The organism is Oceanicella sp. (assembly GCF_056449545.1).
This window is the reverse complement of sequence record NZ_JBWOMN010000026.1, coordinates 26,102-37,477: the sequence shown is the minus strand read 5'-3', so window position 1 is coordinate 37,477 and position 11,376 is coordinate 26,102. Positions and strand designations below refer to the sequence as shown.

The following is an 11,376-nucleotide window of genomic DNA, read 5'->3' as shown; positions in this document are numbered from 1 at the left end:
CAGCCCCCGCCGCCGCCAGCGCCTCGCGCGCCAGGCGGGGATGGGGCGGCCCGCCCGCGGCGGCGAAGGCCGCGGCGCTGTGGGGCCCGAGGTCGTAGAGGATGGCGGCTGGAACGATGGGCACCGTGGGGTGGCCGCGCTCCACCGCGATGCCGCGCCCGCGCGCGCTCAGCGCCGCCGCCGCGGCGTCCGCCGCGCCGAGCCCCAGCGCCGAGCCGCCGCCCAGCACGATCGCGTCCGCCGCGCCGACCTGATTTTCCGGAGCGAGCGCGTCGATCTCCCGCGTGCCGGGGCCGCCGCCGCGCACATCCACCGAGGCCACGGTCATGCGATCGCACAGGATCACCGTGACGCCGCTGCGTGCGGGCTCGTCATGGGCGTGGCCCACGCGCAGCCCGGCCACGTCGATCAGGTGATTGCGCGGCCCCGGCGCCGGGCCGCGGGATGGGACGGGTCTGGTCATGGCGGTTTCCTTCGCGGCGCGGGTCAGGCGCCGGTCGAGGGCGGCGCGTCGGGCGGCTGCCGGCCCGGGCCGTCCGGCGCCCCGTTGGCCCGGTCGTCGCGCGGCGCCCGCCCGCCATCCGGGGCGCGCAAGCCGTTGGGCAGCGTCACCCTGAACACCGTGCCCTCGGTGGTCGAGCGCAGCAGGGTCACGTCGCCGCCATGCCCCCGCGCCAGTTCGGCCGCGATCGCCAGCCCCAACCCGGAACCGCCGCGCCGCGCGCCGCCCTTGAACGGCGTGAACAGGTTGTCGAGCGCCCGCGCCGGCAGGCCCGGGCCGTCGTCGCAGATGTCGATGCGCAGCCCCTCGCCGGATTGCGCGGCGCAGACCGAGACGGCGCCGGCGCGCCCCGTCGCCTCCAGCGCCTGGCGGGCGTTGCGCACGAGGTTGCTGAGGATCCGGTACAACTGATCGGGATCCGCCAGCACCGTCGTCTCCGCCGGGACCTTGTTGAGGAATTTCTGCCGCCCCTGGGCGTCGGCGCCGTCGGAATCGGCGAACACCCCGGCGCGCACCTCCTCGACCAGCGCCCGAAGCGCCACGAGTCGCGGCTCCGGCGGCGCCTCCTCGGCCTTGCCGAAGCTGAGCGTCGACTGACAAAGCGCGATGGCCCGGTCCAGCGAGGAGATCAGCTTCGGCCCCACCCGCGCCACCGTCGGATCGACGCTGCCCTCCAGCCGGTCGGCAAGCAGCTGCGCGGTGCTGAGAATGTTGCGCAGATCATGGCTGATCTTGGCCACCGCCTCGCCCAGCGCCGCCAGCCGCGCCTTCTGGCGCAGGGCGCCCTGCATGCCGGTCTCCATCTCCGCCAGCGCCGCCTGCGCGGCGGCGATCTCGGCGATGCCGCTGTCAGGGGAAATGATCAGGCTGGCATCCTCGGGATTGCGCTGGAAGGCGCGCATGTTGTCGATGACGGCCGTCATGGGGCGAACCAGGAACCGGCGCACCGAAAACACGATCAGCGCCGCGGTCACCACCGAGATCATCAGCGACAGCACCAGCACGCGAAAGCCGAAATCGATCATCCTGGCCTTCAGCGGCGCCTCGTCAAGCACCGCCTCGATGACGTCGTCGCCGCCGGCGCCGGCCATGCCGATCACCCGGATCACCCTGCCGGCCGGGGCCACCACGCAGGCCAGCGCGTCGCGGATCAGCGTCAGCGGCCCGGCGCCGCGCAGATCGAAGGTCTCGTCGATGGCCGGCGGCATGTCGCCCGCCAGCATCAGCTCGCGCGCCAGGTTGCGCTGGAAGACGATGCTGCGCACCCCGGCGTTGTCGAGCAGCTTCGCCTCCAGTTCGGGCATCACCATGTGATCGGGAGTTGCCAGCAGCGCCAGCGAGGCGATCTGCGCGCGGGTCAGGCGCTCCTGCAGGTAATCCCGGCGAAATCGCGCCACCGAGGGCACGAAGACCAGCACTTCCGCGATCATCACGAACACGATGGTCAGCAGCAGCAGCCTGCCCGAGAGGGAGCGGATCAGTATCACCTGCCTCGTCGCCTTTCGCATTGTTCCGGCGCGACCATATGCCGAGGCAATCCCGCGCCACAAGGGCGAGTTGCCCCGCAGGGCGTCGCGCGACGGTCCCGGCGGGGCCTTTGGCGGCGTCGCCCCGCCCCCCGTCGGCCCCGGTCTTCGCGGCGGCGCGGCGAAGCCATCCCCGCGCAGGCTTCGCCTGCGCCCTGCGGGCTTGCCCGCAGGAGAAATGCGTTCCGCATTTCTGGGGATGGCGGGCGACCCATGGCGGGCGCCGGCCCTTGTTCGCGGCCATGGCGACGGCGGCGCGCGACGCGGGCGCCGGCGTCAGCCCAGCCGGGCCAGCAGGCGCACCACGCGCTTGACGAGACGGCTTTCGAACAGGCGCGGCGCGAAATACCGCCCCGCCGCCTGCTTGTTCAGGTCGGCCAGCGTCGGATAGGGCGCGATCATCCCGGCCACCGCGCCGATCTTCAGCCGCTGCGCGATCGCCAGCGACCAGAGCGCGATCAGCTCGCCCGCCTGGCGCCCGACGATCGAGACCCCCACCGGGCGACCCTTGAAGACCATCACCTTGATCAGCCCTTCTGTGGCCAGCTCCGCCCTCGCGCGGTCGTTGTCGGCGTAGTCGAAGCGCAGCACCTCCAGCCGGTCGCCATGGGCGGCGCGGGCCTCGGCCTCGCTCAACCCGACCTGGGCGATCTCGGGATCGGTGTAGGTGGCCCGCGGCACATGGGCCTCGGAGACCCTCGCCGGCAGCCGGAACAACGCCGAGCGGATCACCAGCCCGGCGTGATACGCCGCCGCATGGGTGAATTGCATGCCCCCCGCCGCGTCGCCGACGGCGTAGATCCGCCGATTGCTCGTGCGCAGCCCGCGATCGGTTCTGACCCCGGCGCGGGTGACCCGAACCCCCGCCGACTCCAGATCGAGCCGCGCCAGATTGGGTTTGCGCCCCGCCGCCACCAGCAGATGCGAGCCGCTCCAGCTGCGCCCCCCGTCGTCGCGCAGCGTCACCGCGCCCGCCGTCGCCGTCACCTCGGCGATCATCGCGTTCTCGACGATCTCCACGCCCTCGCCGCGCAGCGCCTTGAGGGCGATGGCGGCGATCTCGGGATCCTCGGCGCCAAGCGCCGTCGCGCCCTCCAGCACCGTCACCCGGGCGCCGAGGCGGCGATGCGCCTGCGCCAGCTCCATGCCGATGGGGCCGCCGCCGATGATCAGCAGATGCTCGGGCCGCTCCTGCAGATCGAAGATGGTCTCGTTGGTGAAATGCGGCGCCGCGGCCAGCCCCGGGATCGGCGGCACGATCGGCGAGGACCCCGTGGCGATCACGAAGCGGCGCGCCTCGACGCGCCGCCCGCCCGCCTCGACCGCGCGCGGCGAAACGAATCGCGCATGGGCCTCGATCACCGTGACCCCGAGCCCTTCGAAGCGTTCGACCGAATCATGGGGCGCGATGCCGGCGATCACCCGGGCCACATGCGCCTTGGCGGCGGCGAAATCGACCTGCGGCGGCGCGGGCGCCACGCCGAACCGCGCGCCCGCGGTCATCGCATGGGCATGGCGCGCCGCCGCCAGCAGCGCCTTGGATGGCACGCAGCCGTAATTGAGGCAGTCGCCGCCCATCTTGGCGCCCTCGATCAGCACCACCGAGGCCCCCATCCGCACCGCCCCCGCCGCCACCGACAGCCCGCCCGAGCCGCCGCCGATGACGCAGAGATCCGGGCGCAGAACCGCGCGCGCCGCGGCGTCGACGCCGCCGGAGTCGTCGCGCGGGGTCATGCCCGCCCCCTGCGCCGACGCAGCGCGCGCAGCAGCACCGGCAGCAGGGCCAGCAGGCACAGCGCCACGATCGGCCCGAGGATCTGCGGTTCGAAGAAAATCCCCAGATCCGGGCTCTCGCCCCGGTCGAACACCTCGCCGAGCCCCGACCCCACCCACGTGTAGACCAGCGTCCCCGGCATGATGCCGAAAAACGTGGTCAGCACGTAGTTGCGCAGCGACACGCCAAGGAAAGCCGGCGCCAGGTTGGCGATGAAGAACGGCACCGCCGGGACCAGCCGCATGAGCAGCAGGTAGCTCACCTCGTTTTCGGCGATGCCGGCCTGCAGCCGGGCCATGAAGCCATGCGAGCCCTTCAGTTTTTCCTGCATCGCCTCGCCCGGCCCGGCGCGCGCCGCCAGAAAGATCGCGGTGGCGCCGATGGTCGCCGCGAACAGGATCATGGCCCCGCCGGCGACGAGCCCGAACAGGAACCCCCCGGTCAGCGTCATGGCCAGCGCCCCGGGCAGCGAGAACGCCACCACCGCCACATAGGCCAGCATGTAGACCGCCGCCGCCAGCAGGTAGTTGGAATCGCGCCACTGCATCAGCGATTCGCGATTGTCGCGCAGGGCGTCGAAGCTCAGCCAGTCGCGCAGGAGCCAGAATCCCAGCGCGCTGCCGATCAGCAGCAGCGCCAGCGGACCGTAGCGCCGCCAGCCGCCGCCCTTGGGCGCGGGGGGCGGGGTTTGCGATCCGGAAGGTTTCGCCAAAGAAGTCGTCCCAGTGGACATATGCGCCGATCCTCGCGCCAAGACTGCGTGTTCCCTGGATATGCGCAGAGCCGCCGCCGCCGCGAAAGCCCCATCACAGGGCGTTGAAGCCGCTTGATTGAATGTTTCATTGGTGAATTGCGCGATGCGGATCCGGCGCGGGCCTCGCGCCGGGCCGATCAGCCCCCGCGCCTCAGCCCCCGCGCCCGTCCGCCGGGGCGGCGGCGCGATGCTGACGGATCAGGTGCGCCGCCGCCGCGCCCAGCGCGATCGCGCCGCCAAGCGCCGCGCGCGCGCCCACGCGCTCGTCAAACAGCGCCCAGGCCCAGACCGGGGCCAGGGGAACCTCCGCCAGCCCGACCAGCGCCGCCGCCGCCGCCGATATCCGCGCCACCCCAAGCAGATAGACGCCGAACCCGAGCCCCACATTCACCAACCCGTAAAGCCACAGCCACAGATAATCCGCCGCCGGGATCCCGTCGAAGCGCACCAGCGGCGCCACGACCGCCGCCCCCAGAAACGCCGACATGTAGGTGGCCTTGATCGGGTCCGCATCGGGATGCGCCTTCGCCGCGACGGTCAGCGCCGCCATGAAAAACGTCATGCCGAAGGCCAGCCCCATCCCCAGCCATTCGCCGGCCGGCGCCCCGCCCGCGAGCAGCCCGACCCCCAGCGCCGCGGTCAGGCAGCACAGCCAGGTCGCAAGATCCTGCCGGCGCCCCAGCGCGACCGCCGCCAGCGCCACGGTGACCAGCGGCATCGCCCCGTAGATGAAAGACACCGTGGCGATGCTGGCATGAAAGAACGCCGCGATGAAAAAGATCATGCCGATGGCCGACAGCGCCGTGATCAACGCCTCGCCGCGGCTGAGCGCGAACAGATCGCGCGCCCCGCAGCCCCCGCCCCGGCGACGGCGCATCCAGACCGCCAGCGCCAGCACGCAGAGCCCGCCGCTCAGCGACCGCCAGAACAGCGTCGTGGGGATGTCGGCGGACACGACGCGCGTGAAAAGCCCTGCCGTGCTCCAGGCCAGGGCGGCGGCGAAGACCAGTGCGTAGCCGATCGGTTTGCCCATGCGCGCCCCCTTGTGTCACGGCGCATCCTTGCGGCGATCTCCGCGCCATGCAACTGACAATGCGCGGCGCCGATCAGACCCCGAATCAGACCCCGAATCAGACCCCGAATCGGAACCTGCGTCGGACCCTCGCTCGGGGCGCGCGGGCGGCGGCGGCCGGCGGTTTCCGGCCCGCTTTCGGGACTGATTTCGGGACTGATTTCGGGGCGCGCCGCCCGCAACGCCGATTGACTTGCCCGGCGCCGCGAGCTATACGCGCGGCTCCGAATTCGAATGACACAGCGCAGGGGCCGCGACGGCGCCTGACGCGAACGGGCGCCGCTGGCGACGTCTGACCAGGAGAACAGCGATGAAACGCACTTTTCAGCCCAGCCGGCTGGTTCGCGCCCGGCGCCACGGCTTCCGTTCGCGCATGGCCACCAAGAACGGCCGCAAGATCATCAACCGGCGCCGCGCGCAGGGCCGCAAGAAGCTGTCCGCCTGACCGGATCCCCGCGCCCGGGCCTTGCCGGGCGGGATCGGTCTCGCGAGGATGACATGACCATGCAAGGGGCGTCCGCCAAACCCGGATCGGGGCAGGCGGACGCCCCTTCGTCTTGCCCGGACGCGGCGGCCACGCCGGGGCCGGCGATTTCGGTGCTGAAAAAACGCCGCGATTTCCTCGCCGCGGCCCGCGCCCCGCGCTGGAGCGCGCCGGGCATGGTGGTGCAGGGCCGCGCGCGCCCCGGGGACGAGCCGAGCCCGACGCCGGTCCGCATCGGCTACACCTGTTCGAAAAAGGTCGGCAACGCCGTGGCCCGCAACCGCGCCAAGCGGCGCCTGCGCGCCGCCGCGGCCGAGATCCTGCCGGCCCGCGCCCGCCCCGGCTGGGACTACGTGCTGATCGGGCGGGCGCAGGCCACCGCCGACCGGCCGTTCCGCGCGCTGCTCGCCGATCTGGAAACCGCGCTGGCGCGGCTGCATGACGGCAAGGCCGGGCGCGGCGGACCGCCGCGGCGCAAGGGCAGCCGCAAGGGCAAGGGCGCATGACTCGCGGCGCCGGCAAGATGGGCGCCGGCGCGCGCATCCTGTCCCTGCCGGTGCATGTCTACCGGCTGGTGATCTCGCCCTGGCTCGGATCCAACTGCCGCTACACCCCCACCTGTTCCAGCTACGCGCTGGAGGCGCTGGCGACCCACGGCGCCCTGAAAGGCGGCTGGCTGGCGCTCAAGCGGATTTTTTCGTGTCACCCGCTGGGCGGATCGGGCCATGATCCGGTGCCGCCCAAGGATCCCCCGCGCGATCCCTGACGCCCGCCCCGCCCCGCCCCGCCATGCCCCCCAACCCCGACCCCGACCCCGAGGCCCGCACATGCGCGACAATGACGACATCCACCCGCTGTTTCATGGCGCGCCCTCGACCACCGAATTCAAGAAACTGCGCAAGCGGCTGGTGCGCCTGACGCGCGAGGCGATCGAGACCTACGCCATGGTCGAGAAAGGCGCCCGCTGGCTGGTCTGCCTGTCCGGCGGCAAGGACAGCTTCACCCTGCTGGCGGTGCTCACCGAACTGCAATGGCGCGGGCTGCTGCCGGTGGATCTGCTGGCCTGCAATCTCGATCAGGGCCAGCCGGGGTTCCCGGCCACGGTGCTGCCGGAGTTTCTCGCGCGCATGGGCGTGCCGCATCGCATCGACTGCCGCGACACCTATTCCATCGTCACCGACAAGATCCCCGAAACCAGGACCTACTGCGCCCTGTGCTCGCGCCTGCGCCGCGGGCATCTCTATCGCATCGCTCGCGAGGAGGGCTGTTCGACGGTGGTGCTCGGCCATCATCGCGACGACATCCTCGAAACCTTCTTCATGAACCTGTTTCACGGCGGCAGGCTCGCCACCATGCCGCCGCGCCTGCGCAACGAGGCCGGGGACCTGCATCTGTGCCGCCCGCTGGCGCTGGTCGCCGAGGCCGATTGCGCCCGCTTCGCCGCGGCCATGGGCTACCCGATCATCCCCTGCGACCTGTGCGGATCGCAGGACGGGCTGCAACGCCAGCAGGTGAAGCGGATGCTCGACGACTGGGAACGCCGGTCGCCCGGGCGCCGGCAGGTGATGTTCAAGGCGTTGACCAACATCCGCCCCAGCCATCTGCTGGACGCGGATCTGTTCGATTTCGCCGCCCTGCCCCGCGCCGGCGCGCCGGAATCCGTCGGCTGAGCCCCCGCGCCGGGACGCCGCCCCGCGCAAAGCGTTGCCGAGGCGACGCCCATGTGTCGAACTGGTGGCGATCCTGAACAGGGGATCGCCATGCCCGGCTTGCAACGCCGCCGGCGGGCCGGGCGCCATCGTCCATGTCCCGGCCCGGATCCTGGGCGCGGCGCTGATCGCCGTCGCGATCGGGGCGTTGATCTAGACCCGCAACGCGCCGAGCGCCGCGCGCAGGCGTTCGGGCAGGGCCGCCGGGCGGCGGGTTTTCGCGTCCACATAGACATGGATGAAATGGCCGCCGGCGCAGGCGAGGTCCTCGTCGTTGCGAAACAGCGCGATCTCGTAGGTCACCGAACTGCGCCCGACCCGCCCGACCCGCATCCCGGCATTCACCAGATCTGGAAATTCCAGGCTGGCGAAAAACGCGCAGCGGGTCTCCACCGCCAGCCCGATGATCGCGCCGCCGGGGATCTCCATGCCGGCCTTTTCCATCAGCCACTGGTTCAGGATGGTATCGAAGTATTCGTAATACACCGCGTTGTTCATGTGGTGATAGAAATCATTGTCGCGCAGGCGCGTCGTCATCTGCTGGAAATGCGCGTAGGCGGCGCGGGTCGGGCGGTCGGCTTTCATGGGATCTCCGGTGCGAAGGCGGGCGGGCGCAGGCTAGCCCGCGGCCCCGCCCGCGCCAAGCGCAATGCGACCCGCGCCAAGCGCAATGCGACCCGCGCCAAGCGCAATGCGACCCGCGCCGCCCGCGCACGCCGCCCCGGGGCCAATCGGATCGCCGCCCCGGCGCCTATCGGCTTGAGCGACGCGCGACGCTCGGCCATAACGGCGCCAGCGGCCGCGCCTCGCGCCCGCAAGCGCGGGATTCGCCCATGATCACCGGCATCGTCTTTGACAAGGACGGCACCCTGTTCGATTTCAGCGCCACCTGGCGCGGCTTCGCCGGCGCGGCGCTGGCCATGCTGGCGCCGGAGGATCCGGCCCTGCAGGCGCGGCTCGGCGCCGCCGTGGGCTTCGATCTTCAATCGGGCGCCTTCACCCCCGGATCGACCATCGTCGCCGGGCCCACCGCCGACATCGCCGCGATCTGGGCCGGGATGCTCGACGGCTGGAGCGCCGGCGCCATCGAGGACCGGGCCAACGCGCTTGCGGCGAACGTGGCCGACAAGGGCATGATCCCGGCGGTCGCGGACCTGCCTGCGCTGCTCGACGGGTTGATCGGCGCGGGTTATGCGCTCGGCGTCGCCACCCATGACGGCGAGGCCCCGGCGCGCGCGCATCTGGCGGCGGTCGGGGCGCTCGACCGGTTCGATTTCATCTGCGGCTATGACAGCGGCCACGGGCTGAAGCCCGGCCCGGGCATGGTCGACGCCTTCTGCGCCGCCACCGGGCGGCGCCCGGGCGAGGTGGCGATGATCGGCGACAGCCTGCACGATCTGCATGCCGGGCGCGCGGCCGGAACCGCGGCCAACATCGCGGTGCTGACCGGCCCGGCGGGCCGCGCCGAACTCGCCCCCCATGCCGATCACGTGCTTGATCATATCGGCGATCTGCCGGCGCTGCTGGCGCGCATCGCCTGACGCCGATCCCCCCGCACGCCCCCCGCACGCCCGCCGCACGCCCCCCGCACGCCCGCCGCAAAACCCCCGCCGCAAAACCCCGCGCAAAACCCCGCGCAAAACCCCGAAATCATCCGCAAGAAACCGGAATGCGACGTTCAGAAGGTCGCATCCGACGCAGCAATGCCCGATCCGACCTGTTGCTCTGTGCCAACAGTCAGGGAGGACACCGGCATGGCGACGCGAACGAACGGCAAACCACGAAGACGCGCGGGCGGCGGGCGCGCCGGCAACGCCCGGCGCAACGCCGGCGCCGCCATCAGCCAGTCGCCCTGGAACCCGCCGGTCAATATCGACGCCCCCACCGAGCCGCTTTCCCCCGAAGGCGTGCAGGCGATCCACAACGGCGCCATGCGGGTGCTGGAGGAAATCGGCATCGAATTCCTCAACGAGGACGCGAAAGCCGTGCTGCGCAAGGCCGGCTGCGACGTGACCCCCGACGGCGACCGGGTGCGCATGGACCGGGATTTCGTCATGGAGAAGGTGGCGCTGGCGCCGCCGCGCTTCACCATCACCCCGCGCAACCCCGACCGCGCCATCACCATCGGCGGGCGCAACATGGTGTTCGGCAACGTGTCCTCGCCCCCCAACGCGATGAACATGGATCGCGGCCGCTGGGTCGGCGACCGCGAGACGTTTCGCGATTTCGTCAAGCTCACGCAGTATTTCAACTGCATCCATTTCGCCGGCGGCTACCCGGTGGAGCCCATGGACCTGCACGCCTCGACCCGGCATCTGGACTGCCTGCATGACAAGCTGCTGCTCACCGACAAGGCGGTGCACGCCTATTCGCTGGGGCCCGAGCGCGTCGATGACGTGATGGAGATGGTGCGCATCGCCGGCGGGCTGTCCGAGGCGGAATTCGAAGCGCAGCCCCGCATGTACACCAACATCAATTCATCCTCGCCGCTGAAGCATGACTGGCCGATGCTCGACGGCGCCATGCGCTGCGCGCGGCGCGGCCAGCCGGTGATCGTCACGCCGTTCACGCTGGCCGGCGCCATGGCGCCGGTGACGCTGGCCGGCGCGGTCACGCAATTCGTGGCGGAGGGGCTGGCGGCGATCGTGCTGCTGCAATGCGTGCGCCCCGGGGTCGGCTGCGTGCTGGGATCCTTCACCTCCAACGTCGACATGAGATCCGGCGCCCCCGCCTTCGGCACCCCGGAATACATGCGCGCAACCCAGATGTCGGGACAGATGTGCCGCTTCTACGGGCTGCCGATGCGCGCCTCCAACGCCTGCGCCTCCAACGCGCCGGACGGTCAGGCGATGTGGGAAAGCACCCTGTCCATGTGGGCCGATGTGAGCGCCGGGGTGAACGTGGTCTATCACGGCGCCGGCTGGCTCGAAGGCGGGCTGATCGCCTCCTATGAGAAATTCGTCATGGATTGCGAACTGCTTCAGCAGGTGCAGGCCTATCTGCGGCCGGTGGGCGTCACCGAGGACGACATCGCCGTTGACGCCATCAAGGAGGTCGGCCCCCACGGCCATTTCTTCGGCGCCCAGCACACCCAGGACCGCTACGAGACCGCGTTCTATCAACCCTTCCTGTCCGACTGGCGCAATTACGAGGCCTGGTCCGAAGCCGGCGCGGTCTGGACCGCCGACCGGGCCAACAAGGTCTGGAAAGCCATTCTGGCCGAATTCGAAGCGCCGCCCATCGCCCCCGGCATCGCCGAGGAACTGGGCGATTTCGTCGCCCGGCGCAAGGCCGAGGGCGGCGCCCCCACCGATTTCTGACTTGTTTGCGCAGGGGGCGCGGCCATGCCCGTCGATGCGCGACTGCCCGATTTCATGCGGGCCCTGGCCGGGGTTTTCGCCGCCGAGGCCTCGCCCATCGCCGCCGCGCCGGCTCGGCCCCGGCGCGCGGGTCTTCCACCCCTCGACGGCGCCCCATGCCAGCCGCTCCGGCGCGCGGCCTTTCGTCGCCGCCTGGGCCTGGACCGGCGATGTGGCCTACGATTCCTATCGCTGC

Annotated in this window: 12 protein-coding genes; 6 read left to right on the top strand and 6 right to left on the bottom strand. The window is 71.4% G+C overall.

What is annotated here, in order from left to right; all coding sequences use genetic code 11:
- The 5 genes from AC1HC7_RS04370 to AC1HC7_RS04350 form a co-directional block, all read right to left on the bottom strand.
- Nucleotides 1–463, bottom strand: a 463-nt coding sequence (locus tag AC1HC7_RS04370) for a P1 family peptidase (RefSeq protein ID WP_479498724.1), incomplete at its 3' end; no start/stop codon positions are given.
- A 23-nt stretch (nucleotides 464–486) separates the two neighbouring features.
- On the bottom strand, nucleotides 487–2,010 hold the full coding sequence (locus tag AC1HC7_RS04365) for a sensor histidine kinase (RefSeq protein ID WP_479498723.1): 1,524 nt from the start codon (nucleotides 2,008–2,010) through the stop codon (nucleotides 487–489).
- 294 nt (nucleotides 2,011–2,304) lie between these two features.
- Nucleotides 2,305–3,762, bottom strand: coding sequence for a dihydrolipoyl dehydrogenase family protein (locus AC1HC7_RS04360; RefSeq protein ID WP_479498481.1), 1,458 nt, complete (start codon nucleotides 3,760–3,762; stop codon nucleotides 2,305–2,307).
- Nucleotides 3,759–4,514, bottom strand: a complete 756-nt coding sequence (locus AC1HC7_RS04355) for a TVP38/TMEM64 family protein (RefSeq protein WP_479498480.1) — start codon at nucleotides 4,512–4,514, stop codon at nucleotides 3,759–3,761. The genes AC1HC7_RS04360 and AC1HC7_RS04355 overlap by 4 nt, the downstream gene beginning before the upstream one ends.
- Before the next feature lie 193 nt (nucleotides 4,515–4,707).
- Nucleotides 4,708–5,589 (bottom strand): DMT family transporter, encoded by an 882-nt coding sequence (locus AC1HC7_RS04350; protein ID WP_479498479.1) that lies wholly within the window; start codon nucleotides 5,587–5,589, stop codon nucleotides 4,708–4,710.
- Nucleotides 5,590–5,938: 349 nt separating this feature from the next.
- On the opposite strand from AC1HC7_RS04350, the gene rpmH reads away from it, so the two are divergent.
- From rpmH to ttcA, 4 genes are all read left to right on the top strand, one after another.
- Nucleotides 5,939–6,073, top strand: coding sequence for a 50S ribosomal protein L34 (gene rpmH / locus AC1HC7_RS04345; RefSeq protein ID WP_479498478.1), 135 nt, complete (start codon nucleotides 5,939–5,941; stop codon nucleotides 6,071–6,073).
- A 59-nt stretch (nucleotides 6,074–6,132) separates the two neighbouring features.
- Complete coding sequence (rnpA, locus tag AC1HC7_RS04340; RefSeq protein ID WP_479498477.1) at nucleotides 6,133–6,618, top strand: ribonuclease P protein component; 486 nt, start codon at nucleotides 6,133–6,135, stop codon at nucleotides 6,616–6,618.
- A 17-nt stretch (nucleotides 6,619–6,635) separates the two neighbouring features.
- Nucleotides 6,636–6,878, top strand: coding sequence for a membrane protein insertion efficiency factor YidD (yidD, locus tag AC1HC7_RS04335; protein WP_479498498.1), 243 nt, complete (start codon nucleotides 6,636–6,638; stop codon nucleotides 6,876–6,878).
- A 61-nt stretch (nucleotides 6,879–6,939) separates the two neighbouring features.
- Complete coding sequence (gene ttcA / locus AC1HC7_RS04330; RefSeq protein ID WP_479498476.1) at nucleotides 6,940–7,782, top strand: tRNA 2-thiocytidine(32) synthetase TtcA; 843 nt, start codon at nucleotides 6,940–6,942, stop codon at nucleotides 7,780–7,782.
- A gap of 192 nt (nucleotides 7,783–7,974) precedes the next feature.
- Here ttcA and AC1HC7_RS04325 read toward each other — a convergent pair whose 3' ends face one another.
- Nucleotides 7,975–8,406: an acyl-CoA thioesterase gene (locus AC1HC7_RS04325; RefSeq protein WP_479498475.1), complete on the bottom strand. Its 432-nt coding sequence runs from the start codon at nucleotides 8,404–8,406 to the stop codon at nucleotides 7,975–7,977.
- Between the two features lie 248 nt (nucleotides 8,407–8,654).
- Here AC1HC7_RS04325 and AC1HC7_RS04320 point away from each other — a divergent pair, with 248 nt between their 5' ends.
- Entirely contained in the window at nucleotides 8,655–9,362 is a 708-nt protein-coding gene (locus AC1HC7_RS04320; RefSeq protein WP_479498474.1) for an HAD family hydrolase, read from the top strand.
- A gap of 213 nt (nucleotides 9,363–9,575) precedes the next feature.
- Nucleotides 9,576–11,141 carry a trimethylamine methyltransferase family protein gene (locus AC1HC7_RS04315; RefSeq protein ID WP_479498722.1) on the top strand — a complete coding sequence of 522 codons (1,566 nt, stop codon included), beginning with the start codon at nucleotides 9,576–9,578 and terminating at the stop codon, nucleotides 11,139–11,141.
- Nucleotides 11,142–11,376: the final 235 nt, after the last annotated feature.

What these genes read in the sequence shown, in the direction of transcription:
- AC1HC7_RS04365 (WP_479498723.1), bottom strand. Translation starts at nt 2,010, where the DNA reads ATGCGAAAGGCGACGAGGCAGGTGATACTGATCCGCTCCCTCTCGGGC.
- AC1HC7_RS04360 (WP_479498481.1), bottom strand. Translation starts at nt 3,762, where the DNA reads ATGACCCCGCGCGACGACTCCGGCGGCGTCGACGCCGCGGCGCGCGCG.
- AC1HC7_RS04350 (WP_479498479.1), bottom strand. Translation starts at nt 5,589, where the DNA reads ATGGGCAAACCGATCGGCTACGCACTGGTCTTCGCCGCCGCCCTGGCC.
- rpmH (WP_479498478.1), top strand. Translation starts at nt 5,939, where the DNA reads ATGAAACGCACTTTTCAGCCCAGCCGGCTGGTTCGCGCCCGGCGCCAC.
- rnpA (WP_479498477.1), top strand. Translation starts at nt 6,133, where the DNA reads ATGCAAGGGGCGTCCGCCAAACCCGGATCGGGGCAGGCGGACGCCCCT.
- yidD (WP_479498498.1), top strand. Translation starts at nt 6,636, where the DNA reads ATGGGCGCCGGCGCGCGCATCCTGTCCCTGCCGGTGCATGTCTACCGG.
- ttcA (WP_479498476.1), top strand. Translation starts at nt 6,940, where the DNA reads ATGCGCGACAATGACGACATCCACCCGCTGTTTCATGGCGCGCCCTCG.
- AC1HC7_RS04325 (WP_479498475.1), bottom strand. Translation starts at nt 8,406, where the DNA reads ATGAAAGCCGACCGCCCGACCCGCGCCGCCTACGCGCATTTCCAGCAG.
- AC1HC7_RS04320 (WP_479498474.1), top strand. Translation starts at nt 8,655, where the DNA reads ATGATCACCGGCATCGTCTTTGACAAGGACGGCACCCTGTTCGATTTC.
- AC1HC7_RS04315 (WP_479498722.1), top strand. Translation starts at nt 9,576, where the DNA reads ATGGCGACGCGAACGAACGGCAAACCACGAAGACGCGCGGGCGGCGGG.